The organism is Polaromonas sp. P1_E11 (assembly GCF_056405995.1).
On sequence record NZ_JBFUBA010000003.1, the window covers coordinates 277,661 to 302,912 of the forward strand.

General features: G+C 62.1%; 20 protein-coding genes. 4 read left to right on the top strand and 16 right to left on the bottom strand.

The genetic code is table 11. The features are described 5' to 3' along the window. Nucleotides 1-11: 11 nt before the first annotated feature. From lpdA to AC1D11_RS15190, 12 genes are all read right to left on the bottom strand, one after another. Entirely contained in the window at nt 12-1,439 is a 1,428-nt protein-coding gene (gene lpdA, locus AC1D11_RS15135; protein ID WP_477649466.1) for a dihydrolipoyl dehydrogenase, read from the bottom strand. Between the two features lie 6 nt (nt 1,440-1,445). After that, nucleotides 1,446-1,919, bottom strand: a complete 474-nt coding sequence (locus AC1D11_RS15140) for a hypothetical protein (RefSeq protein WP_477651147.1) — start codon at nt 1,917-1,919, stop codon at nt 1,446-1,448. An 8-nt stretch (nt 1,920-1,927) separates the two neighbouring features. After that, nucleotides 1,928-3,196 carry a 2-oxoglutarate dehydrogenase complex dihydrolipoyllysine-residue succinyltransferase gene (gene odhB, locus AC1D11_RS15145; RefSeq protein ID WP_477651148.1) on the bottom strand — a complete coding sequence of 423 codons (1,269 nt, stop codon included), beginning with the start codon at nt 3,194-3,196 and terminating at the stop codon, nt 1,928-1,930. A 57-nt stretch (nt 3,197-3,253) separates the two neighbouring features. Next, nucleotides 3,254-6,142: a 2-oxoglutarate dehydrogenase E1 component gene (locus tag AC1D11_RS15150; protein WP_477649463.1), complete on the bottom strand. Its 2,889-nt coding sequence runs from the start codon at nt 6,140-6,142 to the stop codon at nt 3,254-3,256. Between the two features lie 276 nt (nt 6,143-6,418). Beyond that, nucleotides 6,419-8,137, bottom strand: a complete 1,719-nt coding sequence (gene soxB / locus AC1D11_RS15155) for a thiosulfohydrolase SoxB (protein ID WP_477649462.1) — start codon at nt 8,135-8,137, stop codon at nt 6,419-6,421. A 106-nt stretch (nt 8,138-8,243) separates the two neighbouring features. Continuing rightward, nucleotides 8,244-8,903, bottom strand: coding sequence for a sulfur oxidation c-type cytochrome SoxX (soxX, locus tag AC1D11_RS15160; RefSeq protein ID WP_477649461.1), 660 nt, complete (start codon nt 8,901-8,903; stop codon nt 8,244-8,246). A gap of 18 nt (nt 8,904-8,921) precedes the next feature. Continuing rightward, complete coding sequence (gene soxA / locus AC1D11_RS15165; RefSeq protein WP_477649460.1) at nt 8,922-9,728, bottom strand: sulfur oxidation c-type cytochrome SoxA; 807 nt, start codon at nt 9,726-9,728, stop codon at nt 8,922-8,924. Nucleotides 9,729-9,789: 61 nt separating this feature from the next. After that, on the bottom strand, nt 9,790-10,101 hold the full coding sequence (gene soxZ, locus AC1D11_RS15170) for a thiosulfate oxidation carrier complex protein SoxZ (RefSeq protein WP_457280652.1): 312 nt from the start codon (nt 10,099-10,101) through the stop codon (nt 9,790-9,792). A 50-nt stretch (nt 10,102-10,151) separates the two neighbouring features. After that, nucleotides 10,152-10,619 (bottom strand): thiosulfate oxidation carrier protein SoxY, encoded by a 468-nt coding sequence (gene soxY / locus AC1D11_RS15175; RefSeq protein ID WP_477651150.1) that lies wholly within the window; start codon nt 10,617-10,619, stop codon nt 10,152-10,154. 147 nt (nt 10,620-10,766) lie between these two features. Further along, entirely contained in the window at nt 10,767-11,906 is a 1,140-nt protein-coding gene (locus tag AC1D11_RS15180; protein WP_477651464.1) for a c-type cytochrome, read from the bottom strand. Between the two features lie 34 nt (nt 11,907-11,940). After that, the gene (gene soxC, locus AC1D11_RS15185; RefSeq protein ID WP_477651152.1) at nt 11,941-13,275 is read right to left on the bottom strand and encodes a sulfite dehydrogenase; all 1,335 of its coding nucleotides are present in this window, start codon (nt 13,273-13,275) and stop codon (nt 11,941-11,943) included. A 17-nt stretch (nt 13,276-13,292) separates the two neighbouring features. Next, nucleotides 13,293-13,676, bottom strand: coding sequence for an ArsR/SmtB family transcription factor (locus AC1D11_RS15190; protein WP_477649456.1), 384 nt, complete (start codon nt 13,674-13,676; stop codon nt 13,293-13,295). 254 nt (nt 13,677-13,930) lie between these two features. Between AC1D11_RS15190 and AC1D11_RS15195 the strand changes: the two genes are divergently transcribed. From AC1D11_RS15195 to AC1D11_RS15205, 3 genes are all read left to right on the top strand, one after another. Further along, nucleotides 13,931-15,262 carry a surface lipoprotein assembly modifier gene (locus AC1D11_RS15195; RefSeq protein WP_477651465.1) on the top strand — a complete coding sequence of 444 codons (1,332 nt, stop codon included), beginning with the start codon at nt 13,931-13,933 and terminating at the stop codon, nt 15,260-15,262. A 38-nt stretch (nt 15,263-15,300) separates the two neighbouring features. After that, complete coding sequence (locus AC1D11_RS15200; protein ID WP_477649454.1) at nt 15,301-16,725, top strand: FecR family protein; 1,425 nt, start codon at nt 15,301-15,303, stop codon at nt 16,723-16,725. A gap of 65 nt (nt 16,726-16,790) precedes the next feature. Then, nucleotides 16,791-18,110: a FecR family protein gene (locus AC1D11_RS15205; protein WP_477649453.1), complete on the top strand. Its 1,320-nt coding sequence runs from the start codon at nt 16,791-16,793 to the stop codon at nt 18,108-18,110. A 19-nt stretch (nt 18,111-18,129) separates the two neighbouring features. Here AC1D11_RS15205 and AC1D11_RS15210 read toward each other — a convergent pair whose 3' ends face one another. Next, complete coding sequence (locus tag AC1D11_RS15210) at nt 18,130-19,146, bottom strand: glycosyltransferase (RefSeq protein ID WP_477649452.1); 1,017 nt, start codon at nt 19,144-19,146, stop codon at nt 18,130-18,132. 61 nt (nt 19,147-19,207) lie between these two features. Between AC1D11_RS15210 and AC1D11_RS15215 the strand changes: the two genes are divergently transcribed. Next, on the top strand, nt 19,208-21,406 hold the full coding sequence (locus tag AC1D11_RS15215; RefSeq protein ID WP_477649451.1) for an O-linked N-acetylglucosamine transferase family protein: 2,199 nt from the start codon (nt 19,208-19,210) through the stop codon (nt 21,404-21,406). 85 nt (nt 21,407-21,491) lie between these two features. On the opposite strand, the gene AC1D11_RS15220 is transcribed toward AC1D11_RS15215, so the two are convergent. Genes AC1D11_RS15220 through AC1D11_RS15230 form a run of 3 tightly spaced genes read right to left on the bottom strand, consistent with a single transcriptional unit; the run spans nt 21,492 to nt 25,211 of the window. After that, nucleotides 21,492-22,520, bottom strand: a complete 1,029-nt coding sequence (locus tag AC1D11_RS15220) for an XdhC family protein (RefSeq protein ID WP_477649450.1) — start codon at nt 22,518-22,520, stop codon at nt 21,492-21,494. Between the two features lie 55 nt (nt 22,521-22,575). Further along, nucleotides 22,576-24,735 carry a xanthine dehydrogenase family protein molybdopterin-binding subunit gene (locus AC1D11_RS15225; RefSeq protein ID WP_477649449.1) on the bottom strand — a complete coding sequence of 720 codons (2,160 nt, stop codon included), beginning with the start codon at nt 24,733-24,735 and terminating at the stop codon, nt 22,576-22,578. 11 nt (nt 24,736-24,746) lie between these two features. Continuing rightward, nucleotides 24,747-25,211, bottom strand: a complete 465-nt coding sequence (locus AC1D11_RS15230) for a (2Fe-2S)-binding protein (protein WP_477649448.1) — start codon at nt 25,209-25,211, stop codon at nt 24,747-24,749. Nucleotides 25,212-25,252 lie beyond the last annotated feature (41 nt).

Consider the following 25,252-nt stretch of genomic DNA (forward strand, 5'->3'; position numbering starts at 1 on the left):
TGCCTGCGTGCTCAGAAATTCAAGGTACGCTTGTCGACCGCCAGCGCAGCTTCCTTGGTCGCCTCGCTCAAAGACGGATGGGCATGGCAGATGCGTGCGATGTCTTCGCTGCTGGCGCGGAATTCCATGGCCACCACGCATTCGGCGATCAGTTCGCTGGCCATCGGACCGACGATGTGCACGCCGAGAATTTCATCCGTTGCAGCATCGGCCAGCATCTTCACCATGCCAGTCGTGTCACCCAGCGCGCGCGCGCGGCCGTTGGCCATGAACGGGAAAGTCCCTGCCTTGTACGCCCGGCCGGCAGCCTTGAGCTGCTCTTCGGTCTGGCCCACCCAGGCGATTTCAGGGTTGGTGTAGATCACCCAGGGAATTGTGTTGAAGTTGACATGACCATGCTGCCCGGCAATGCGCTCGGCAACCGCAACGCCCTCTTCCTCGGCCTTGTGCGCCAGCATGGGGCCGCGTACCACGTCGCCGATAGCCCAGACATTGGGCAGGCTGGTCTTGCATTCGTCATCCACCACCACGGCGCCGCGCTCGTCGAGCTTCAGTCCAACGGCTTCAGGGTTCAGGCCCTGGGTGTTGGCTACCCGGCCAATCGAGATGATGAGCTTGTCCACCTCCAGGGTCTGGGCCTCGCCCTTGGCATCGGTGTAGGCAACACTGACACCTTTCTTGCCGCTCTTGATCTCGCCGACCTTTACGCCGAGCGCGATTTTCAGGCCTTGCTTGTCGAATGCTTTCTTTGCTTCCTTGGCGATCTGCTGATCGACCGCACCCAGGAACGTCGGCAGACCTTCCAGTACCGTCACGTCTGCCCCCAGGCGGCGCCAGACCGAGCCCATTTCCAGGCCGATCACGCCGGAGCCGATCAGGCCCAGCTTCTTGGGCACGGCACCGATGCGCAATGCGCCATCATTCGACAGGATGTTTTCCTCGTCAAATGGCGCACCCGGGAGCGCGCGGGCGTTCGAACCCGTGGCCACGATGATGTGCTTGCCGGAGATGGTTTCCTCAGCGGCACCAGCGACCTTGACGTCATAAAGGCCATCTTTGGCGGCGACAAAGGAGCCACGGCCGTGAAAAAAGGTGACCTTGTTCTTCTTGAACAGGTAGACGATGCCGTCGTTGTTCTGCTTGACGACCGTGTCCTTGCGGGCAAGCATCTTCGTGACATCCAGGCCCAAGCCCTTGACCTCAATGCCGTGATCGGCAAAGTGGTGGCTGGCATGGTCGAAATGTTCGGACGATTGCAGCAGCGCCTTGGACGGAATGCAGCCCACGTTGGTGCAGGTGCCACCCAGGGCCGGGCCGCCTTTGGCGTTCTTCCATTCGTCGATACAGGCAACGTTGAAGCCCAGTTGGGCCGCGCGAATCGCGGCAATGTAGCCGCCAGGGCCGCCGCCGATGACGATGACGTCGAATTGTTTAGACATGTTTCTTTATTCCTTCTTGAGTTCAAACGCCCCCGCGTGGAGGACGATTCCAAATACACCGGTGCGCGCCTGCAAGCTTTCCTGCTGGGGACCATCGCGGCCAATTTTCACGGTCGTTCCTGGCGCGGTCCTGCAGACAAACAGATGCCTGGCATCGAGGCATTCAATCCCGCCGGCGGCATGCAGCGCGGCCCAGCCAAAGCCCTCGTACTCCTCCGCGAGAAAGCGGCGCAGGTTTACGGTCTCCGCAGGGGTCCGCACATCGGCAATAGTCCAGCGGACCAGGTCCGACTGGTATTTTTCAACCAGCTTCCGCGGGTCAGCATCCGGCGCCTTCGCCAGTACCAGCCGGGACTCCGCCTGCGAAACACTGACCCATTGCAGCCCGTAGTAACCGCTCCAGTTGTCGCCAGCCGGCGGCGCAGCCGCGACAAGGCCCACGCTCAACGTGCAGGCCAGGCAGGCGACGAGGCGGCGCATCGACAGCCTTAGATGTCGAACAGCAGACGTGCAGGATCTTCCAGCGCTTCCTTCATCGCAACCAGGCCCAGCACGGCCTCGCGGCCGTCGACGATGCGGTGGTCGTAGCTCATGGCAAGGTAGTTCATCGGGCGAACGACGATCTGGCCGTTTTCCACCACGGCGCGGTCTTTGGTCGCATGCACGCCCAAGATCGCGGACTGCGGCGGATTAATGATGGGGGTCGACAGCATGGAGCCGAACACGCCGCCATTGGAGATCGAAAAGGTACCACCGGACATTTCTTCAATGCCAAGTTTGCCGTCGCGCGCCTTGGCGCCGTATTCGGCAATCTTCTTCTCGATGTCCGCAAAGCTCATCTGGTCGGCATTGCGCAGGATGGGCACCACAAGGCCGCGCGGGGAACCGACGGCGATACCGATGTCGAAGTAGCCGTGATAGACGATGTCATTGCCGTCAACCGATGCGTTGAGCACAGGGTACTTTTTCAGCGCATGCACAGCTGCCTTGACGAAGAAACTCATGAAGCCGATCTTCACACCGTGTTCTTTTTCGAACTTCTCCTGGAAACGCTTGCGCATTTCCATCACGGGCGCCATGTTCACTTCGTTGAAAGTGGTCAGGATGGCGTTGGTGGCCTGCGATTGCAGCAGGCGCTCGGCGATACGCGCGCGCAAGCGGCTCATGGGCACGCGCTGTTCAGGGCGGTCACCCAGATCAGAAGGTTTGGCGGAGGCAGCAACCTGCGGCAAGGCCGCAGTAGGCACGCCCGTGGGAATGGCAACAGCAGCGGCCGGCTTGGCACCGCCAGCAGCCGCACCGAGGACGTCGCCCTTGGTAACGCGGCCATCCTTGCCGGTTCCAGGCACCGAACCGGCGGCAAGGTTGTTGTCGGCCATCAACTTGGCTGCAGCGGGCATGGGAACGCCAGCCATGGAACCACCGGCTGCGGGAGCAGGCGCAGAGGCCACAGCGGCGGCAGGTGCTGCCGCGGCCGCCGCCGGGGCGGCTGCGGGGGCAGCGGCACCCGCTTTGCCTTCGGTGTCGATCCGGGCAATCACCTGATCTGACACCACCGTGCCGCCGTCTGCGACGACCAGCTCGGTCAGCACGCCGGCGGAAGGCGCCGGCACTTCCAGCACCACCTTGTCGGTTTCGATCTCAATCAGGATTTCATCCACTGCGATTGCATCACCGACTTTTTTCTTCCATTGCAGCATGGTGGCCTCAGCCACGGACTCGGACAACTGGGGGACTTTGACTTCTACGATAGCCATGTTGATTCTTTCGGGTTCGTTCTTGTGTTCGTGTTCTTGGTTCGGGAAGGGGCGACCTTACTTGGTCAGCACAAAGCCCTTGAGCTTGGCAAACGCGCCGTCCACCAGCGCCTTTTGCTGCTCCTGGTGCAGGTGCGAATAACCCACAGCCGGTGATGCCGAAGCAGCACGGCCGGAATAGCCCAGTTTTTGACCTTCGAACATGTTCTCGTGGATGTAGTGCTGCACAAAGAACCAGGCACCCTGATTTTGTGGCTCGTCCTGGCACCACACGATGTCGGTGACGTTCGGGTACTTTTTCAGCTCGGCCGCAAAAGCCTTGTGCGGGAACGGATAAAGCTGCTCAACACGAATAATGGCCGTATCGTCAATGCCCTTTTCTTCACGCTTCTTGGCCAGGTCGTAATACACCTTGCCCGAGCACGCGATGATGCGCTTGACCTTGTCTGCCTTCTTGTTAATGTCATCCTTGGTCTCGGGGATGATGGTCTGGAACCCACCCTTGGTGAATTCGGACAGCGGCGAGGTGGCGTCCTTGTTACGCAGCAGCGACTTGGGCGTCATGATGACCAGCGGCTTGCGCAGGTTGCGCACCATCTGGCGGCGCAACACGTGGAAGATCTGGCTGGCGGTCGTCGGTTGCACCACCTGCATGTTGGTGTCCGCCGACAGCTGCATGAAACGCTCCAGGCGTGCCGAACTGTGCTCCGGGCCCTGGCCTTCATAACCGTGCGGCAGCATCAGCGTGATACCGTTGACACGGCCCCACTTCACTTCACCGGAAGCGATGAACTGGTCGATCACGACCTGCGCGCCATTGGCGAAGTCGCCGAACTGGGCTTCCCAGATCACAAGCGTGTTCGGATCGTTCGAGGCATAGCCGTATTCAAACGCCAGCACGGCCTCTTCCGACAGGATGGAGTCGATGACAACGAACGGAGCCTGGTTGTCGGCCACGTTCTGCAGCGGCACATAGGTGCCGGTGTCGAACTTTTCGCGATTCTGGTCGTGAATGACGGCATGGCGGTGCGTGAACGTGCCGCGTCCGCAATCTTCGCCCGACAGGCGCACCGGATAGCCGCTTGCCACCAGTGAGGCAAACGCCATGTGCTCGCCCATGCCCCAGTCCACAGGGACATCCCCGCGGCCCATGGCTGCGCGGTCGTCATATACCTTCTTGACCAGCTGGTGCGGCGTCACGGTCGCGGGGATGGCCGTGATCTTGTCGGCAAGACGCTTCCACTCGGCCATCGGGATCGCGGTGTCGCCGGCATCGGTCCACTTCTTTCCCAGGTAAGGCACCCAGTCAACCGCATACTTGCTCTTGAAGTTGGTGAGAACCGGATCAAACGTGCTCTTGCCGGCATCCAGCGCGGCGCGCGTGGCCTTGACCATGTCATCGCCCAGGGTGTCGCCCATGCCCTGTGCCGTCAGTTTGTCGGCGTATAAGCGGCGGGTTCCGGGGTGCTGCGCAATCTTCTTGTACATCAGCGGCTGGGTCAGCGCAGGCGTGTCCTGCTCGTTGTGGCCCAGCTTGCGGAAGCAGATGATGTCGACCACGACATCCTTCTGGAACTCCATGCGGAACTCGAGGGCCAGCTGGGTAGCCAGCACCACGGCTTCCGGGTCGTCGCCATTGACGTGCAGCACCGGCGCCTCAATCATCTTGACGACGTCGGAGCAGTACAGCGTCGAGCGGCTGTCGCGCGGGTCGCTGGTGGTGAAACCGATCTGGTTGTTGATGACGATGTGCACCGTGCCGCCCGTGAAGTAACCACGGGTCTCGGCCAGCGCCAGCGTTTCCATGACAACGCCCTGCCCTGCAAAGGCGGCATCACCGTGCACCAGCACCGGCAGCACCTGCAGGCCCTTGGGGTCAGCGCGGCGGTCCATACGGGCACGCACGGAACCTTCAACCACCGGGTTGACGATTTCCAGGTGCGAGGGATTGAAAGCCAACGTCAGGTGGACCGGGCCGCCGGGGGTGGTCACGTCGGAGCTGAAGCCCTGGTGGTATTTGACGTCACCGCTTGGCAGGTCTTCAGGTGCGGTGTGGTCGAATTCGGCGAACAGGTCGGCGGGGACTTTGCCCAGGGAATTGACCAGCACATTCAGGCGGCCGCGGTGGGCCATGCCGATCACGATTTCCTGCACGCCCTTGATACCGCCTTGCTGGATCAGCTCGTCCATGCAGGCGATGAAGCTCTCGCCGCCTTCCAGCGAGAACCGCTTCTGGCCGACGTATTTGGTGTGCAGAAAGCGCTCCAGGCCTTCGGCCGCCGTCAGGCGGTCCAGGATGTGGAGTTTCTTTTCCTTGTTGAAATTGGGCTTGCTGCGAATCGACTCGAGCTTTTGCTGCCACCAGCGCTTGTGGTTCTGGTCGGTCGCGTACATGTATTCGGCGCCGATGGTGCCGCAGTACGTTTCGCGCAGTGCGTTCATGAGCTCGCGCAGGCTCATGGTGTCTTTGCCGAAGAACGTGTTGCTGGTGTTGAACACGGTTTCCTGGTCAGCGTCGCTGAAACCGTAGAAAGACGGCTCCAGTTCGGGAATTTTGTCGCGTTCGGCACGCTTGAGCGGATCCAGGTCGGCCCAGCGTGCGCCGACGTTGCGGTAGGCGGCAATCAGCTGCTGGACGGCCGTGCGCTTACGGCCCATTTCGGAGTCGGCGCCGCTGGCGACCACGACCTTGGTCTGGCCCTGCTTGGCGCGCTCGGCAAAGGCGTTGACGACCGGCAGGTGTGGAACGTCCTTGGCATTGCTGCCGTCGACGGCGGGAACGTGCTGGAGTGCGTCGAAATACTCGCGCCAGTTATCGGGCACGCTGCCAGGGTTGGCAAGGTAGTTTTCGTACATCTCTTCGACATAGGGCGCGTTGCCGCCGAAGAGATAGGTGTTGCCTTGATAGGCAGAATAGACAGACGATGCTGCCGGGTTGGAACTCATATCCGCTGACCTCCGTTTCCCTTTGGGAAACATTAGCTGGTTAAAGCTTGTTAATTAACCTTCCGCAACACGGCTGGACCGATTAGCGGATGCGACTGTGGCAGGAAGGGCCTTCAGAAACAACCCAGATTGTGCCACCGAACTGTGACAGCGGAAAGACGGTGCTCCTGACCATACCCGAAAAGGCCATGGTTTCTGCGCGCGCCCAACGCTCCCACATACCTCTTACATGCTCTCACATGCGTTGAAGTTACTGCTGTATTTGGGGGCTGAAAGTCAGGCGGCAAGGCCCGGATTGCCGGCCACACCCACAAGCCGCGGGGTGTTGGGTTTGACAGGTTGAATGACCTTTTTGGCCTTCAGGTAGCTTTCCACCACCTCCCAGACCGGAGGACCGGCATTTTTGCTGGCCTCGGCCACCGGCGCCCAGCCAGCCACCTTGTAAGTCTTGCCGGCTTCGATGGGCTTGCCGCCCAGACGCATGTCCTGGATGCGTTCACCCATTTTGGCGCCGGGCTCGCAGGTGTAGGTCAAACCGCCCACACGCACCATGTCGCCGCCCTGCTGGTAATACGGGTCGGGGTTGAACAGGTTGTCGCCCACGTCCTCGAGGATGGTCTTGATCATGTCGCCGCGCATGTCCGTCAGCGTGGTCCAGGGATACGTGATCGCGGTCTGGTCCATCACGTGCTCGCGTGTGATGGCCTGACCGGGCAGCAGAGAGGTTCCCCAGCGGAATCCGGGTGAAAACGCGATCTCGGCGCCGCGCACATCCATCAGGGCGTCCAGGATCAGCTGGTCAAAACTGCCGTTGAAATTGCCCCGGCGGTACAGCGTGCCTTCCGTCACCGCCAGTTTTTCACCCAGTTTGGCGGTGTAAGGTGCCCTCACCTTGTCGATCAGCGCATTCATGGCCGCATCGGCGGGCAGCAGATTGGCAAACACCGGCAGCAGCCGGTAGTTGAAACCGGCCACCTTGCCGTCCTTGACGTTGAGGTCCAGCACGCCCAAAAACTTGCCGTTGCTGCCGGCATTGGTCACGATGGTCTGGCCGCCGGGGTTTTTGACGATAACAGGCACTGGCACGCCGTCGTGGGTATGGCCGCCCAGAATTGCGTCGATTCCCGTGACGCGCGAGGCCATCTTCAGGTCCACATCCATGCCGTTGTGGCTGAGCAGCACCACGGCTTGCGCTCCTTTGGCACGCGCCTCATTCACCGTTTCCTGCATTTCGCTCTCGCGGATGCCGAAAGTCCAGTTCGGTGTGAGCCAGCCGGGGTTCGCAATCGGCGTATAGGGAAAAGCCTGGCCGACGATGGCGACGCGCACGCCATTCATTTCCTTGATGACGTAGGGCTTGAACACCGGGTCGCCAAAATCGCTGGTTTTGACGTTTTGCGCAATAAAGTCGACCTTGCCGGCAAAGTCCTGCTCGACGATTTTTTTGATGCGCTCTTCGCCATAGGTGAAGTCCCAATGGCCCGTCATCACATCCACGCCCAGCAGCCTGGCTGCATCCACCATGTCCTGGCCCTGTGTCCAGAGCGCCGTAGCGCTGCCCTGCCAGGTGTCACCGCCGTCGAGCAGCAAGGCACCCGGCCGGCCAGCCTTCAGTTGCTTTACCAGCGTTGCAAGGTGTGCAAAGCCGCCCACCTTGCCGTACTGGCGCGCCGCCCGCTCAAAGTTCAGGAAGGTCAGCGCATGCGCCTCGGGCGTACCCGACTTCAGGCTGGCGGCCTTGAGCAGATGTTCGCCCACCAGGTGCGGCGCCTGCCCGCGCATCGCGCCCACGCCCAGGTTGACGGAGGGCTCGCGGAAATAGATCGGCAGCAGCTGGGCATGGCAATCGGTCATGTGCAGCAGGTGCACATTGCCGGTGCGCGGCAGCTCGTACAGGCTTGCAGCCTGGGCGGCGCCGGCCTCACGCTGGAGGGGAAAACCGGCGGCCAGCGCAGCGGCCATGACACTTGCAAACTCTCGACGGGACAGGTTCATGGCGTTGGTCATCCTGCCCGGTTACCCAGGCAAAGCATCAGATTGCTATCAATTCAGGAGCTGCTTGCGCGCGCCACTATTGGCCTGGCGGCACAAAACACTCAAATCACTTGTTGACAGGCGAGTTCGGATCCAGCAGCAGCGCCATCACGTCACGGATCTGCTGCTCGTTCAGGATGGCGGCATGGCCAAACCTCGGCATGTCGGAACACGCGTTGTAGGCTTTGGCGTTCCACAGCTTGCCCCAGGTGTACTCCACGATAGGTTTGCTCTCGGGTGACGCCGGATTGCTTACACCGCGCAGCTTGCCGTAGTTGTAAAGGCTGGGGCCGATGGAGCCGAAAGACAGCTCGGCTTTGCTGATCTGGTGGCAGTTGTAACAGCTGCCGCCATTGGCTTCGCCGGGCTTGTCGCTCCAGGTCAGGCCGCGGCCGTTCTGCGCAATTTTTTCGCCCTCGCTCCAGTTGCCGAGGTACTTGCCATCGGAAGGCAGCTTCACGGTCTTGAGGTTGGCTTCTTCAATGGCTTTGGCTGCTTTTTCCTCCAGCGGTTTGCCGGCGGCTTCCGAGCAGGCCTGGTTGGACGCATCCAGCGTCAGGCGGTCCATCTTCGCGATGCCCTGCTCACGGAAGGAGCTTTTCAGCACCTGCCGGGTGGCTTCGTCTACCTCCTGCGCCGTGGGCGCAATGGCGCAACTGGACAGGAAAAAGGCGGTCAATGCCAGGCAGGCGGAAGACAGGGCGGCTTTGGTGTAAATCGTGTTCATCAGTTCTCTCCTGCCTGATTAGCGTTTGAGGGCCGGCGCAATGGAAGCACCGCCCTTGCTGTTGACGCCCATGAACACGCCCAGGGCGATGGTGGCGTCGGAGGCGTAGCCCGGGAAAGGGAAACGCTGCTGGCGATAACAGTCATTCAGTCGGCGCTGCATGCTCCACAGATCCCCGCTTGAGACACGGTAGGCCGGCCAGGCGCCAAAACCGTTGCCGGCGCCGGGCTGTTTGGTCAGGTTGGGCAGGTCCTGCAGCCGGACACGCTTGTTGTCCTCGCCATGGCACGATGCACAGGAAAAGTCGTAAGGCCCGCCGCGCAGGTAAAACACCTTTTTGCCGACTTCGTACATCAGCTTTTCCTTGGCGTGCGACTGGGGCACCTTGAAGGTCATGTCGCGCGATTCAGCCGAGATATAGGCCACCAGCGACTCGATCGATTTCTGCTCGCCCGCGCCGAAGGGGGTTTTGGCGATCTCCGCGGCATTAAAACCCTGCAGCTGCTCCATACAGGTCAGCAGGCGGGACTCCATGTCCTGCACCTTCTGGGTATCGGCAAAAAAACGCGGCAGCTCGACGAAAGCACCTTTCACGACGCCCGGGCCCTTGCCCAGGTCGCATTTTTCGAGCGAGGCATTTTTGGGGCCGCGCGCCTGTTTCCAGAGTGCCTCGCCACGGGCTTCGTACAGCTCGGCCGGGTTGCCGTCAGCCAGCATGGCGCGGTATTCGGCAATACCTTCAGCCGTGCTCTTCTGCGCCGCAGCAGGCAATGACACGGTGGCCATGGCGGCCAGGGCCGCCAGCCCAAACAGGCTCAACTTCATCGTGGACTCCTCAAATATCGTTGTGGGCAGCAAAGGTGCCGCGACGGGAAACCGTCGGGATTCAGGCAATGACGGCTTCGTCGGTGCGCTTGTCGCCGTGGTTGTCGACCCAGCTGACCGCGATCTTGTCGCCGGCCTTGCCACCTTTGAAGCTGAACTGCACAAAAGGGTTCTTGGACACGGCCGTGCCCCACTGCGCGCTCATCACGGTCTTGCCGTTCCAGGTGGCGCTGATGTTCTGGATAAACCAGGCCGGAACGGTCTTGCCGGCCGCATCCTTGCGCTGGCCGCTCTCCATTTCGTGGCTCACCAGCACGCGCACGGTGGTTTTATCGCCTTGGGCCTGTGCCCGGATTCGCATCGGTTCTGACATTTTTTTCTCCTGATTTCAAGGGTTGTGGCGGTGATCGGGTGCGGGCGGGCCTAGCCGCCGCAGCCTCCGAGCGTGACCTTCACTTCCTTGACCGCATAAAAGTACTTGTCACCGGCCTTTGCCAGCGCGTAAACATTGGAGGACTGGCCCATCTTGATGTTGGTCGAGACGTTGGCGTCGGTGCCGGCGGGAATCTCGAACATGGCAGCCAGCGCGCTGGGATTCTTTTCGACAACGAGCGCAATTTGGGTGGTGTTGGCAATGTTGCTTTGCGCGCCGACACGCACCACATTGCCGTTCTCGGCAATTTCGGGCGCCTGCAGCAGCAGGTCCTTGCTTTCAACCGGAGCGCTGGTCGCGCCCATGGCTTTGGCGGCATCGGCCAGGGACTTGCTGTCAAAAGCGGCCTTGTTCCAGCCTGGCGCGTTTTGCGCGTGGGCCGGGTTCAGCCCGGTGGCAGCTGCCAGCACCAGCGCAGTGGCGCCAGAACTGCTGGCCAGAAAATCACGACGTTCCATGGTGAACTCCTTTTTCATATAACTTGAATGTCTGAAAACTAACAACGATTGGACACAAAAACGTCAAGCCGTGGAACGGTACTTATCCCGGGCATGCTGTCAAAAAAATGAAGCCGGCTGTCTCGACATCGTAAATTTCCATGCGCCTCATTTTGACGCGCCCTGAACCAGCCATTGGGAAATCTGCGCCGACTCCGCCGCACTCAGTGCCTGCGGCGGCATGGGGATTGCGCCCCAGACACCCTGCCCTCCGGCCTTGATTTTGCCCGAGAGGTAAGCCGTCGCATCGGCGCGGTCTTTATATTTGTTGGCTATATCCTTGAAGGATGGCCCCACCAGCTTGCTGTCCATGCCATGGCAGGCGGTGCAGGTATTTTTTTGCAGCAACGGCATGACGGACGCAACGCCGGGCGCGGCGGTTTTACCGGCAGCTGGCGGCTGCACGGCAACAACCGGCGTGGAGCTTGCTATCTTTTCAGGAGCTGCTTGCGCTCGTCCTGCCTGGTCTGGAGGCGTATTTGGTTCAAATATTACGGCCATGGGGGGCCGGGTGGTGTCCACACCCCGGCTGGCACCCACCAGCCGCGACTGCTCGGCCAGGTTGCCATGGGCGTTGCGCGCGTAGTCAGGCAAAAAGCTTTTGACCACCACCTCGCCGGCGCAATTCTTCATGCAGGCCGAGCCCTGGACATCGGGGCGCGCCGTGCCGCCCAGCTCCTTGCCCGGCCACATCGCGTGCGACGTCGTCATGCCGTTGCGGTTGGGCAAACGGGCCTGTACGTCGCGGATATTGGCGTCCGACAAAGTGAAGTTGTCGGGCAGGATATTGCCCAGGTTCAGGATGTAGGCGGTGACGGCGTAAACCTCGTCGGCCGTCAAAGTTTTCGGGGCGTTCCAGGGCATGGCGCGGTTGATGTAGTCCCAGAGCGTCGACAGCGTGGAGACTTTCATCAGCGTGGTGCGGTTCGGCTGGTTGGAGCCAGGCATCAAGCCGTCCACACGGCCATTCTTGATGTCTTCAGCCGTGACGCCGCCGGCAATCGGCGTGAACACTTCGGACGACTCGGCAAAAACGCCGTGGCAGGACGCGCATTGCGCCTCCCAGATCACCTCGCCCTGCCGCACCGAGCCCTGCCCTTTGGGCAGGCCCTTGAAGTCGGGCCGCACGTCGATGTCCCAGGCCTTGATTTCAGCCGGTGTCGCCGTGCGGCCGATGCCGGAGAGAACCGCCGGTTTGTCAGCAGCCGCAGCCCATGGGGTGACACCTGCCATCAGCAGTGAGCCCATCGCAATGAGAACGCCATGAGAAACGGACAAAGCCTTAAATCTGGACATTTTTCACCTCGCCGTTTTCTTCCAGCGACCACGACTGGATGGCGTTGTTGTGATAAATGCTGCGGGACGCGCGCACTTTGCGCAGTTCGTTGTACGTGGGCTGGATCTGGCCGGTTTCATCAACGGCACGGCTCTGGAAAATGGCCGGTTTACCGTCCCACACAAAATCGGCATTAAAGCGCGTCAGGCATTTGGCCAACACCGGCCCCTCGAGGCGCGCCGGCGCCCAGTTGCGCCCACCATCCACGGAGACATCCACACGTTTGATCTTGCCCCGGCCGCTCCAGGCCAGGCCGGTGACGTTGTGAAAGCCCTTTTGCAACAGCACCTGCCCACCGCTGGGCGAGGTCACCACGCTTTTGACTTCCTGGATGCTGGTGTATTGCCGGTGCAGGCCGCTGGGCTGCAGGTCGACGTAATGGATCGTCTCATCCTTGGCGCCATAAGGCATGTCGCCCACCTCGATGCGCCGCAGGTATTTGATCCAGCTCACGCCCTGCACGCCCGGCACGACAAGCCGCAACGGGTAGCCGTTTTCAGGACGCAGCATTTCACCGTTCTGCCCGTAGGCCACCAGCACTTCGCCGCTCATCACCAGGCTCATGGGGATGGTGCGGGTCATGCCCGAGCCGTCAGCCCCCTCGGCCAGGATGAACTTCGCGCGCTTGAGGTCGGCGCCGCACAGCTCCAGCAGGGCCCGCAGCGGCACGCCGGTGAACTCGCTGCAGCTCAGCATGCCGTGGGTGTACTGCACCGTTGGCACCGCCGCATTGCCCCACTCCATGCCGGTGTTGGCGCCGCATTCGATGAAGTGCATGCGGCTGACATTCGGCAGGCGCATCAGCTCGTCCATGCTGAAGACCATAGGGCGTTTGAGCATGGCGTCATCGGAGCCATTGACCATCAGGCGATGTTTCGAAGGGTCGATGTCCCACCAGCCCTGGTGGTGGCGCTCAAAGTGCAGGCCGCTGGGCGTGATGATGCCGAACAGGCCTTGCAATGGGCAAAAGCTCACACTGGCCTGGCCGATGCGCGTGAGGCCCGGGCTCTCGCGGCGCTGCAGGTTTTTTTCCCATTCGCTGGGCAGGCCGTAACCACGGGCCGCCACGGGCTGGCCCAGGCCCTTGCTGTGGGCGGGAAGGTCCAGGATATTGGCATCGCCTTCCGGTGTCGCTGCCCGCGCCTGGCCCACCGCCGCCACCCCGGCTGACGCAGCCGCAAACGCGCCGGCCAGAAAACCGCGGCGCCCGGCACGCACATCCGCTATTTGCGCCCTTGAGAGGAAATTCTCAGGCGCACGCTGTATGAAACGGCTCAGCATAAAAGCGTTCTTTCGGTTCAGGCATCGTGGGAGGCAGGTCGCGGCGACAGGCTTTCGGCCGGCGACAATCCGCCCGGCTCATCCAGCTCAATGGCGATCTGGGTGCAGACGCTGCGGCACAGCGCCACGGCTTTTTCGCTCTGAACGCGGTAAATCACCTGGGTGCCTTCCTTGCGCTTGGCCAGTACACCGGTGCGGTACAGCACGGCCAGATGCTGGGAAAGATTGGGCTGGGTGGTGTCGATCTCCGCCAGCAACTCGTTCACGGACTTTTCACGTTCGCACAGGGCGCTCAAGACGCGAAGGCGCATCGGCGTCGCGAGCACGGCGAACAACTCGGCAGCCAGTTCAAACACACGGCCCCTCTCGACTTGCGCACTGGTCTGGATCATCTCGTTCATAGCGATTTATTCTTAATATAAGTAATTGCTGATATTACGCGTGGAGCCGCCCCAAAAAACCCGTAAATACCCTAGGCAAGCAAGCCGAACCGGTAAATATCACCAATCAACCCGCCAAACGCTCAAAAGGTGTTGCCTCCATGCACTTGAACAGGGTGGCTGGGGTGTAATAAAGCGCTGAAAGACCCCTCATCGTGATATAAAACTTTTGTTACTTACGAGTTGTTACCCGGGGCCCGTAAAACCCAATACTTATGTCTTCAAAAAACACATTCATCTTCAAAAGTACCGGCATTCTTCTTGCCGTCATGATGGCCACCGCGGCGCATGCGGAAATCGATGCACTGGTCAATGATGCGCGCACCCTGCTGGACCAGAGCCAGGCACAAAAAGCCTTTGACCTGCTGGAGCCTCAGGAAACCACGCGCGCAGGCGACCCCGACTTCGACACGGTGCTGGGTATTGCCGCCAATGAAACAGGGCAATTTACCCGCGCCATATTCGCGCTCGAACGCGTGCTGGCGGTCCAACCGGCCAACTCGCGCGCACGCGCAGAGCTTGGACGGGCGCTTTTTGCCGTCGGGGACAACGCCGGCTCACGCAAGGTGCTACTGGAAACCAAACAGGACAACATCCCGGCGGAAGCTGCTGCCACCATTGACCAATTCCTGCAGGCCATCGACCGTACGGAGGAAGCCGCCCGCTCGTCCGTCAAACCGTATCTGGAGGCCAGCGTCGGCTACGACACCAATGTCAACAGCGGCCCCGGGAACCCCAATGTCGCGGTTCCGCTTTTCGGCGGCGCAATTTTCACACTCAATGCTTCGGGTGTTGAGACCAAGGACGCCTTCATGACTCTGGGCGGCGGGCTGTCAGCCCGTTACGTCGTCGACCCACGCTGGTCGTTGATCGCGAACGCGAGCGGGAATTCGCGCATCAATGCCAAGTACAACGACTTCAACACCGGTCAGGTTGATATCAACGCCGGCGCCAGCTACCGCTACGAAAAGCACGAATTCACCGGTGTCGTCCAGGCCGGCACCTATACCGTCGCCGGATCCCGCGCGCGTGACCAGCAAGGCCTGGTCGGCGAATGGACCTACCGCATCGACGGCTTCCGCCAGTGGAGCACCTACTTGCAATGGGGCCAGTTGAGCTATCCGGGCCAATCGCTCCGTGACACGGACCGCACCGTACTGGGTACTTCCTACGCCCATGCATTCCGCGACGGTTTGCTGGTCTTCGGGGGCATCTATGTAGGTACCGAAAAGGAAAAGGCCAGCGGCGTTCCGCACATGGGCCACAACCTGTTCGGCATCCGGTTGGGTACGCAGAAATCCATCAGGGACGACCTCGCATTTTTTGGCAATATCAGTTATGAAGACCGCAAATATGGCGGCACCGATCCGCTGTTCCTGGTCACCCGCAGCGACAGGCAGCTCAACCTGAACCTCGGCCTCAACTGGATACCCGCCAAACTCTGGCGCGTGACGCCCCAGCTCTCGCTGACCTCCGTCAAGTCCAACATTGCCATTTCCGATTACAACCGCAGCCTTTTCTCCGTGACGGTGCGCCGCGACTTCTAAACCGGCTGTGCCGACTGAACACGCCCGCCAGACACTCCATGAAAACCTTCCGGAAACTCCTCCTCAAACACGCCGCCCTGCCGGTCGTGATTGCGGCGGCCTTTCCCGCGCAATCGTTCGCCGCCGGCTCGGCCGGCGTGGCCCAGTTCGTCGCCGGCGACGTCAACGTGTTGCGTGCGAACGGCAAAACCGAGGCGCTGACCAAGGGCAAACCGATTGAAAGCGGCGAATCCATACTGACGAGCACCGCCGGCCGCGCCCAGGTTCGCTTCACCGACGGCGGCCTGGTGTCCCTGCAGCCCAACACCGAATTCAAGATCGCGAACTATGTCGACGAGGCCGACCCCAAGCAGGACCGTTTCCTGGTCGATCTGTTGCGCGGCAGCATGCGGGCCATCACCGGCCTGATCGGCAAGCGCAACCGCGAGAACTACAAGGTCACTACCACCACGGCCACCATAGGCATACGCGGTTCCGGCTTCAGCGTGGGCTACAACCCGGACGGCTCACTGGGCATCACGACCGAGCTGGACGCCATCGAGGTCTGCAACGCCGGCGGCTGCGTCGGCCTGACGGCCGGCGAGTCGGTACGGGTCATTAACAGCTCCGAAGCGCCAGTTCGTACCAATACGCGTGCCAACGTACCGACACCGCCACCCGTTCAGGAGGCGGTTGTTGCGGGCAACCAGGCCACCTCCGACGGCAAGGCCGCCATTGTCCCCATCACGCCCGTCAAACAGGTGTTCACCGACCTGGCCGCAGCGATTGCGTTCACTGACAGCGCGGCCAACCCGGTGATCGAAAGCTACTACCCCGAGGCCGGCACCGCTGTGCTGACCAGCTTCCTCAGCGGCAAACCCATCGACTTCGACAGCCTCGATAGCCGCAACCTCCTGACCCAGTTCCGCAGCACGCCCGGCCTCACCACGATGGAAAAAGGCTCGCTGGGCGCACCAGCTGACCCCGACTTCGTCGGCTGGGGCAGCTGGGTGACGGGACAAAAGTTCGTGGGGGGCGCGCCCAGCGCGATTGAATCCGTTCACTTTGTGATGGGCCGGCCGACACCGACGGCCCAGATGCCGGCCGACAACATGCAGGGCACCTACCAGTTCGCCGGCGGCACCGCCTTCTCCAGCCTGCTGGGTGCGGGTCAGGTCGTCAGCGGTTCGCTGGTCGCCAATTTCGGCGCCTACAGCCCGGGCCAGGGCTATGGCAACCTGGACCTCACCACGCGCTTCGGCGGCAATGACTATGGCGTCAGCAGCAGCATCGACATCAACAACGCCAAAATCACTAACTCCTCAGGCGCGAATGTCACCGGCTTCTTCACCGGCAACAATGCCAGCCGTGCCGCACTGGTCTACAGCGCCTCATCGGTTACCGGCGCGGGCCCCAGCGCGGGCCAGGTTTCCGGTGCGGCCGTTTTCCAGCAGCTCAATTTGGTCGTAAGACCCCCCCTTTGAACGGGCCGTACCTTGCCCCACAGCAGCCCAGTGCGCACCCCTTAAAAAATACCGGAGAACCCACCATGACCCCGCAGTTCAAACTAAAGCACACCGCCCTGGCCATGGCACTGGCCGCCATTTACCCACTGCAGGCCCTGGCAGCGCCTTCCGCGGGCGTGGCCCAGTTCACCACCGGGGAAGTCAGTTTGCGGCGCACGGACGGCAAGACCGACGCACTGGTCAAAGGCAAGGACATCGAAAGTGGCCAGGCCATCATTACCGGCCTCGATGGCCGCGCCCAGGTAAAGTTCTCCGATGGCGGTGTCGTTTCGCTGCAGCCGGGAACGGAGTTCAAGGTCGCCAACTATGTGGACAAGGCCGACCCGAAGGAAGACCGCTTCCTGGTCGACCTGCTGCGCGGCAGCATGCGGGCCATCACCGGCTTGATCGGCAAACGCAACCGTGAAAACTACCGCGTCACCACCACGACGGCCACCATTGGTATCCGAGGCTCTGGTTTCAATGCAGGGTACAACCCGGACGGCTCGCTGAGCGTGACAACCGAGCTGGATGCGATTGAGGTCTGCAATGCGGGGGGATGTGTCGGGTTGACGGCAGGTGAGTCTGTCCGGGTGGTCAACAACACAGACACGCCGAAACGAACGAATGTACGCCCGCCCATACCCACGCCCGAACCTCCAATAGAGCCCATCATCATCAATAAAGCGGTTGTGACCGATGTCAAGCCAGTCAACACAGGCACGTTCACAAATTTCAAGTCAACCGCAACCTACCACTCGCAGGGCAATTTTGGCCCTTCCACCATTTCGCCTGTTGCCACGGGCACTTCCGCAACCATTGACACCGGCAAACTGACCGCACTCAGCGCCAACGGCAAGGATTTCACCCCCACCATCAACGCCTTTGCGGGCTCGGCGGGCTCTACCGATGCGGGCGACTTCATCGGGTGGGGTTCGTGGACCACGGGCACACGCAACCCAAGCACCACGAACATCAACGATCTCCACTACATCGTCGGCCAGCCTACCCTCGTGATGCCCACAGCGGGCACCCTCAGCTACAACCTGATCGGCCAGACACCAGTCACGGGCTACGACACATCCGTACAGGCGGCAGTAGCCTCCGGAACCCTGACCTCCGCAACGTTCAGCGTCAACTTCGGCACGGCCAAGCTGAGCATGGGCGTGGTCACGACACTTGGCGGTTTTGCGGCATCCAATATCAGTGTTGCAGGCGGGCAGTTCAGCTACTCCAACGGTGGACCGGTTTTCACCGTGGACGGTTTCTTCACCGGGGTGAATGCAAGCCGCGCCGGCATGGTTTACACCGGTACCAACGGAAACATCCGCTATTCAGGTGCTGCAGCGTTTGCCGCACCTTGACGGCGGCAAACGATCGAATTCACCTGAGATAAAACGCCAGGTCGCGCTCAGTTGCCTCGGGGCCGTGCACCTGGCTGGCCCGCTGTTGGGCTGCCATGCCCAGCCGAAGCCTTAACTCGACCGAATCGTTGAGCGACATCAGGGCATCGAAAGCCTGCTCCTGCGAACGGATCAAAAACCCCGAGACGCCCTGCTCGATCACTTCGGCGTAGCCGCCGTTCACGTGGGCCACTACCGGCAAACCGGCGCCCATGGCCTCCAGCACCACCCGTCCGTATGCCTCGAAAAAGTTGCCGGTGCGGTAGAACATCGCATCCAGCGACCGGTAAAAGTCCGGCACGGATTCTGCCCCCGCAGGCAGCAATTCAACACCTTCGGTTCCGGCCAGACCCGGCGCCAGGCAGGTTCCTCCCATGATGCGAACCCGTATGCCGCGGCTGGCCAGCATGCGGTAAAGCGAAAGGTCCTGCGGGTTATGCTTTTCCAGCAGATCGCGGCTGGCACGCCCGACAGTGAAGGGCCGCGGCTGGGCTCCACCATGCGGCCATCGGGCAAAACGTTCAACGGCAACCTCTGCAAAAGGCGTGAGGTCGAGCAGGCTGGGAATGACCCGCGCGGTCAATGCCGCGGTGCGGCGCAACCAGTCGGACACAGAAACGATTTCCGGGTCAAGGCCGGTGTATTCCCGCACGCCTTCGACAATGGCAAACAGCTGCCCCTGGTGGGAAATGTTGTGCAGAAGCACGATGCGCTGGAATCGCGTGTATTTCAGCCAGACTCCCGGTTGCAGGTGCACGCCGCCTATCAGCAGCGTGCCCTCCCTGGGAAACTGGTGCGCAAATGGCTGCACAGTGGTAATGCCTTCCGCGGCGTACCCTCGGTGCACCGGCACATCGGACCACAGCTTGACCGGGCGCCTGCCGGCCAGAAGCCGCGAAAGGTCCAGCAGCTCCCGCTCCGCGCCCGTGTACAACTCGCCGAAACGGCCAAGCAGGTGCAGGACGCCGGGGTCGTTGGAAGTCAGGCCTTGGGTCATCAGCCGCGATTATCTCCGCGCCCGGTGCATCCCCGGGCCCACCGTGCCACATAATTCCTGCATGCAAGATGGCGACAAAGTTGCGATGGACCAGGCCCGCCCGGCATCCCACGAGGCGGATCACGGGGAATGGATGTCGCGAGGCAGCCAGCTGGACAACGCCGGCCAGCCCGAACTGGCGCTTGCGGCTTTTGAAAAGGCACATGCCCTCTCGCCGACGGATGTCAATTCGGCATCCGCCTGCGCCACCCTGCTCAGCGTGCTGGACCGCCCGCAGGCCGCCTACCGAACGCTGCGGGGCGTTGAAGCATCGCTGCTGCAGGACGCCGACGGCGCCGCCAACCTGGCGATTGCAGCAGAGGGTTGCGGTGACCTTGAAAAGGCCCAGGCAGCCTACGCGCGGGCCCTGGAACTCAACCCCGACCACCTGCGTTCGCTGAACAACGTCGCCATCCTGGCGGCCGGTTCATCGCAGTGGGACCTGGCCATTCACCTGGCCCGCAAGTGCCTTGATCTTCAGCCCCGCCACCCGCCCTATCACGCCAACCTCGTGGAATACCTCTCAGGCGCGCGGCGCTACGCCGAGGCCGTGGAGGCCACCAGGCTGGCCCTGGCGCAATTTCCGGAACATGCCGAGCTGAGACTTCGGCACCTCGCGCTTCTGGCTTTCACCGGTGAGCTCGAAAAAGCCGACGCTACCCTGAAAGACCTCGATGGCAACACCCGCAACCTGTTGGGTGAGTTCCTGCTGAAACTGGAAACCGCCGAAGGTGCTGCGCTGGAGGGCACCATCCAGGGCAAGGCCATCGACCACTTGGCGGACGACGCGCTGCAGATCCACACCCGGCAAGCCTTCCGCAATATCGCCATCGGCGATTGGCGGCATCACCACAAGCTCACGGATATCCTGCAGAAAGCCCTGGCCGAATCCCTTGCCCCCCAAACGCCCCGCGACTGGGGCGATGCGCCTTTCCACGGACTGGTACTCGCCATGGATGAAGACGCGCTGCAGCAGATGCGCCGGCAAACTCTCGACGCAGTGAGAAGCCGGCTCAACCCCTGCCCGCCGTTCAAGCCCGATTCGCGCACACGCCGCCTGCAGAGCGACTGCCGCATCCACGTCGGCCTCGCCGTGCAAAGCCTGGCCGACGCCCGGCACATGCGGGCGCTCGAGCAGCAACTCGCGCTGCACGACAGTGGCCGCTTTGCCATCCATGTCTATGCCTTCACGGGGCGCCCGCAGCCGGAGCACCTTGAGGTTTTGCGCCGCCATGCGGCCAGCGTGAACGAACTGGGGCACATGACTGACCTCGAAGCAATGAGACGCATCCGCCTGGACAGGCTTGATATTTACATGGAACAGGCCCTGAACCCGGCCTGGACGCGGCAGGAAATCGCCTTGATGCGGGTCGCGCCCGTGCAGCTGCGCGAGCCCGGCCTTTACGGGCATCACGTACCCGGCGCATGGGACTACACCCTTTCCGACCACTTCATCCACCCGCGGGTGGAAGATCAGGCCGGCCCCGTCGTTCGCCTTCCGCAGACTTGCTGGCCGGGAAGCTTTGGCATGGATGCCGAGCCCACAACCCCCTCCCGCGAAAAAGCCGGGTTGCCCGGGGACGCCCTGGTACTGTGTTCATGCCTGTTGCCGCCCCTGCTGGATGCCGCCACCTTCGCCAGCTGGATGAAAGTGTTGCGGTCGCTGCCCGACGCGGTGCTGTGGCTGCCTTTTTGCAGCCGGGCCGCAGCCAATCTCGTGCGCGAAGCACAGGCTGCGGGCGTGGGCGCACAGCGGCTGATCTTTTCAGCCCTTGCCGCCTGGCCCGAGATACCTGCCCACCTGGGCTGTGCCGACCTCTTCCTGGACACGTTGCGCCTCAATGCCGCGCCCGGACTGGAAGAAGCCCTGCGCCAGGGCGTTCCCGCGCTCACCTGCCCCGGCAGCAGCATGGCCGCGCGCATGGGCGCAAGCATTCTGCGGGCTGCCGGCCTGCCTGAATGCATTCTGGAAAGCCCGCAGGCTTATGTTGCGGAGGCCGTCCGCCTGGGCCGCAACCCCGAGGCCTTGCAGCAGCTACGAGACAAGCTGCATGCCGCACGACAAACAGCGCCCTTGTTCGACATGACTGCGCGCGTAAGGGATCGGGAGGCTGCGTGGGCCCAAATGGTGGAACGCTCACACACTGGTTTGCCGCCAGCGGCTTTCGATGTGAACCCTGCGTCCTCCGCCAAGGCTGGATCGCTGCTATCAATAAAATAGCGGCTTGCGCCCGTCCTTATTGGGTTTAATCCCGATTTAATGCCTGAAAATTCTGCTTTGACGCACCGCAATCACGGTGCAAGAGTCACTGCGTGATGGCGCAGACTTCGCCGGTCGGCGGCAAACCAAGCTGGCTCTTGGCAGCGGCGACATTGGCCATCTGTCCTGACGTCACACCATTCTTGACGGCCGTCAGCTCCGCCAGGATGGAAATCGCAATCTCGGGCGGCGTCTTGCTGCCGATGTAGATACCGATCGGGCCGTGCAGCTTGTCCAGCTCCGCCGCCGTCATGTCGAAGTGCTCAGCCAGCCGCTCGCGGCGGCGCTGGTTGTTCAGCCGGGAGCCGATGGCGCCGACGTAGAACGCGTCGGAGCGCAGCGCCTCCATCAGCGCCAGGTCGTCCAGCTTGGGATCGTGCGTCAGCGCGATCACTGCGCAGCGTGCGTCCAGCTTCATTTCCTGCACCACGTCGTCCGGCATGCCGGTGGCCAGCTCCACGCCTTCTACCTGCCAGCTGTCACGGTATTCCTCACGCGGGTCGCACACCGTCACGGCGTAGTCCATGCCCCGCGCAATTTGCGCCACAAAACGGGAGAGTTGTCCGGCACCGATGATCAGCAGTCGCCAGCGCGGGCCGTGCAAGGTGACCAGCGCCGCTTCAGACACCTGCATGCCCTGGCTGGGCTGGGCCGTGCTGAGCGTGACGGCGCCCGTGTGCAGGTCAAGGCGGCGCGCCACCAGCTCACCCGCCTGCAGACGCTGCAGCAATTCATCGATGCGGCTGGCTTTTGACAAAGGCTCAATGGCCAGCTCGATGGTGCCGCCGCAAGGCAGGCCAAAGCGGCGCGCTTCGTCGGCTGAGACGCCGTAGGTCACGATGGCCGGTTGCGTCTGGCTGAGGCCCTCGCGGCGGGCCCGGTCAATCATGTCGTCTTCAATACAGCCGCCCGACACCGAACCCACCACCCGGCCGTCTTCACAGATGGCCAGCATGGAGCCTTCAGGCCGCGGGCTGGAACCCCAGGTTTTGAGCACAGTCACCAGCTCGCAGCGCAGGCCCGCGGCCAGCCACTGCGATGAGGTTTTCAGAACTTCGAGGTCGATGTTGTCCATGCATCAAATGCTAGCAGCCCATGCTCATCCTCGCCTCGGCCCGGCTCCAATACCCTCAAGCCTTGGCCAGGTTGTCATTCAACGGCAGCGTGCGCACCCGCTTGCCGGTGGCGGCAAACACCGCATTGGCCACCGCTGGCGCCACCAGCGCGGTAGCCGGCTCGCCAATACCGCCGGGCTTCTCGGTGCTGGGTACCAGGGTGATGTCCATCACCGGCGACTCATGCATGCGCAGCACCGGGTAATCGCCAAAATTGGTCTGCTGCACCCGGCCCTTGTCCAGCGTGATCTGGTTGTTCAGCGCGGCTGACAGGCCAAACACGATGCTCGACTGGATCTGCGCCTGCACCGTGTCGGGGTTGACCATGCGGCCCAGGTCGGCCACCACCGTCACCTTGTGCACCGTGATCTGGTTGTCCTTCACCGACACCTCGGCTACCTGCGCCATGTAGGTGTCATAACCCTCCATCAGCGCCATGCCGCGGCTGCGGCCCGCCGGCGGCGGTGTGCCCCAGCCGGACTTGTCGGCCGCCATCTTCAGCACATTGGCAAAGCGCGGCTGCTTTTCCAGCAGGGACATCCGGTAGGCATACGGGTCTTTGCCCGCCGCCAGCGCCATTTCGTCGACAAAGCTTTCATTGGCAAAAGCATTGAGCGCATGGCTCACCGAACGCCAGTAGCCCACGCGCAGCCCGCTGTCGTGGATCACCAGGTCGTACTGCGTGTTCGGGATGTCGTAAGGCATCACGCCGGCTTCGGCCATGAATGGGTCCAGCGTGTCTTTGGGCAGGCCAAAGGCGCGTTGCGTGATGGACTGCGAGGTCACCTTGAAGTTAAACGCCACCGGCTTGCCGTCGGCGCCCAGTCCGGCCGAAAGCTGGTTCACCGCCATGGGCCGGTAGAAGTCGTGCGTGGTGTCATCTTCGCGGCTCCAGAGCAGCTTGACGGGCTTGCCCACGGCTTTCGATATCTGCGCCGCCTGCACGATGAAGTCCAGCTCCAGCCGCCGGCCAAAACCGCCCCCCAGAAAGGTCGTTTTCAGCGTGATGTCTTCGGGCTTGATGCCCAGCGCCGCGGCCACACTGCCCTCAGCACCCTGCTGGAACTGCGTGGGTCCGATCAGCAGTATCTTGCCGTTCTTGTAATCCGCCGTGAAGTTCATCGGCTCCAGCGTGGCGTGCGCCAGCAACGGTGACACGTACTCGGCCTTCAGCGCCTTGGCCGCTCCCTTCATGGCGCCCGCCGTATCACCCTTGGGCGCGATGATGGGTATCACCTTGCCACTGTCGGCCGCCTTGCGGATGCCCTCCAGCATGCTCGCATTGCTGATGGACGCGACCGGGCCTTCGTCCCACTGCACCGTCAGCGCCTGGCGTGCCTTGTAAGCATGCCAGTAACTGTCAGCTACCACCGCCACGCCGTCGGGAATCTGCACCACGTCAATCACACCGGGCATGGCTTTGGCCTTGGTCGCGTCAAAGCTGATGACTTTTCCGCCGATCACCGGGCATTGCTGCAGGCTGGCGTAGACCATGCCGGGCAGCTTCACATCGATGCCGAATTCGGCCGTGCCGTTGACCTTCATCGGCGTATCCAGCCGCTTGGTGGGCTTGCCGATGACAGTAAAGTCTTTCGGGTCTTTCAGCGCCACATTCTCCGGCACCGGCAACTTGGAGGCCGCTTCGGCCAATGAACCGTAAGTCGCCTTCTTGCCATTGGGGCCAATCACCATGCCGTTCTCAGCCTTGAGCGTGGAAGCATCGACATTCCATTTGGCAGCCGCCGCCGACACCAGCATCATGCGCACCTGCGCGCCCGCAATGCGCAGCTTTTCCCAGCCGTCACGCACCGAGGTCGAGCCGCCGGTGATCTGCGCGCCCAGCAGTGCGTTGGTGTAGACCTTGCCCGGAGGCGCAATCGCCACCTTGATCTTGCGCAAATCGACATTGAGCTCTTCAGCAATCAGCATGGGCATCGAGGTGTACACGCCCTGCCCCATCTCGGAGCGGGCCGACAGCAGCGTGATGGTGTTGTCGTCGGCAATGTGCACCCAGGCATTGGGGGTGTAGAGCGTGCCGGCGGCCTGCGCGGACGTCACGGCCAGCGGCAGGCCCAGCGTGACGCCCATCATCAGCCCACCCGTGACGGCAGATGAGGCTTTGAGGAAGGTACGACGATCAGGGCGATCGAGGGAGACCAGTGTGTTGTCAGTCATGATCATTCTCCTCAGGCTTTGCGCATAGTGGAAGCAGCATCCTTGATCGCCGCCTTGATGCGCGGATAAGTGCCGCAGCGGCAAATGTTGCCGCTCATCGCCGCGTCAATATCAGCGTCGCTCGGGTTCTTGTTGCCCGTAAGCAGGGCCGCCGCGCTCATCAGCTGGCCCGACTGGCAGTAACCGCACTGCGGCACATCATGCTTGATCCACGCCACCTGCAGCGGGTGCGTGTTATTGCGGGAAAGGCTCTCAATCGTGGCCACCTTCTGGCCCGCGGCCGCAGACAGCGGTGTCTGGCAGGAGCGCACCGGGTTGCCGTTGAGGTGCACGGTGCATGCGCCGCATAGCGCCGCGCCGCAGCCAAACTTGGTGCCGGTCATGCCCAGCTCATCGCGTATCACCCACAAGAGGGGCGTGTCAGGTTCAGCGTTGACGGAAACGGCCCGGCCGTTCACGTTGAGTTTTGTTGTCATGTGGGGTCCCCTTTTGTTGAATCGCTGTCATCACAGGATCA

Excerpts from the sequence above, each read along its gene's own strand:
- lpdA (WP_477649466.1), bottom strand. The coding sequence starts at position 1,439 with ATGTCTAAACAATTCGACGTCATCGTCATCGGCGGCGGCCCTGGCGGC.
- odhB (WP_477651148.1), bottom strand. The coding sequence starts at position 3,196 with ATGGCTATCGTAGAAGTCAAAGTCCCCCAGTTGTCCGAGTCCGTGGCT.
- soxX (WP_477649461.1), bottom strand. The coding sequence starts at position 8,903 with ATGAACACGATTTACACCAAAGCCGCCCTGTCTTCCGCCTGCCTGGCA.
- AC1D11_RS15215 (WP_477649451.1), top strand. The coding sequence starts at position 19,208 with ATGCAAGATGGCGACAAAGTTGCGATGGACCAGGCCCGCCCGGCATCC.
- soxA (WP_477649460.1), bottom strand. The coding sequence starts at position 9,728 with ATGAAGTTGAGCCTGTTTGGGCTGGCGGCCCTGGCCGCCATGGCCACC.
- soxB (WP_477649462.1), bottom strand. The coding sequence starts at position 8,137 with ATGAACCTGTCCCGTCGAGAGTTTGCAAGTGTCATGGCCGCTGCGCTG.
- AC1D11_RS15225 (WP_477649449.1), bottom strand. The coding sequence starts at position 24,735 with ATGACTGACAACACACTGGTCTCCCTCGATCGCCCTGATCGTCGTACC.
- AC1D11_RS15140 (WP_477651147.1), bottom strand. The coding sequence starts at position 1,919 with ATGCGCCGCCTCGTCGCCTGCCTGGCCTGCACGTTGAGCGTGGGCCTT.
- AC1D11_RS15230 (WP_477649448.1), bottom strand. The coding sequence starts at position 25,211 with ATGACAACAAAACTCAACGTGAACGGCCGGGCCGTTTCCGTCAACGCT.
- soxY (WP_477651150.1), bottom strand. The coding sequence starts at position 10,619 with ATGGAACGTCGTGATTTTCTGGCCAGCAGTTCTGGCGCCACTGCGCTG.
- AC1D11_RS15220 (WP_477649450.1), bottom strand. The coding sequence starts at position 22,520 with ATGGACAACATCGACCTCGAAGTTCTGAAAACCTCATCGCAGTGGCTG.
- soxZ (WP_457280652.1), bottom strand. The coding sequence starts at position 10,101 with ATGTCAGAACCGATGCGAATCCGGGCACAGGCCCAAGGCGATAAAACC.
- AC1D11_RS15150 (WP_477649463.1), bottom strand. The coding sequence starts at position 6,142 with ATGAGTTCCAACCCGGCAGCATCGTCTGTCTATTCTGCCTATCAAGGC.
- AC1D11_RS15205 (WP_477649453.1), top strand. The coding sequence starts at position 16,791 with ATGACCCCGCAGTTCAAACTAAAGCACACCGCCCTGGCCATGGCACTG.
- AC1D11_RS15210 (WP_477649452.1), bottom strand. The coding sequence starts at position 19,146 with ATGACCCAAGGCCTGACTTCCAACGACCCCGGCGTCCTGCACCTGCTT.
- AC1D11_RS15195 (WP_477651465.1), top strand. The coding sequence starts at position 13,931 with ATGTCTTCAAAAAACACATTCATCTTCAAAAGTACCGGCATTCTTCTT.
- soxC (WP_477651152.1), bottom strand. The coding sequence starts at position 13,275 with ATGCTGAGCCGTTTCATACAGCGTGCGCCTGAGAATTTCCTCTCAAGG.
- AC1D11_RS15190 (WP_477649456.1), bottom strand. The coding sequence starts at position 13,676 with ATGAACGAGATGATCCAGACCAGTGCGCAAGTCGAGAGGGGCCGTGTG.
- AC1D11_RS15180 (WP_477651464.1), bottom strand. The coding sequence starts at position 11,906 with ATGGGCTCACTGCTGATGGCAGGTGTCACCCCATGGGCTGCGGCTGCT.
- AC1D11_RS15200 (WP_477649454.1), top strand. The coding sequence starts at position 15,301 with ATGAAAACCTTCCGGAAACTCCTCCTCAAACACGCCGCCCTGCCGGTC.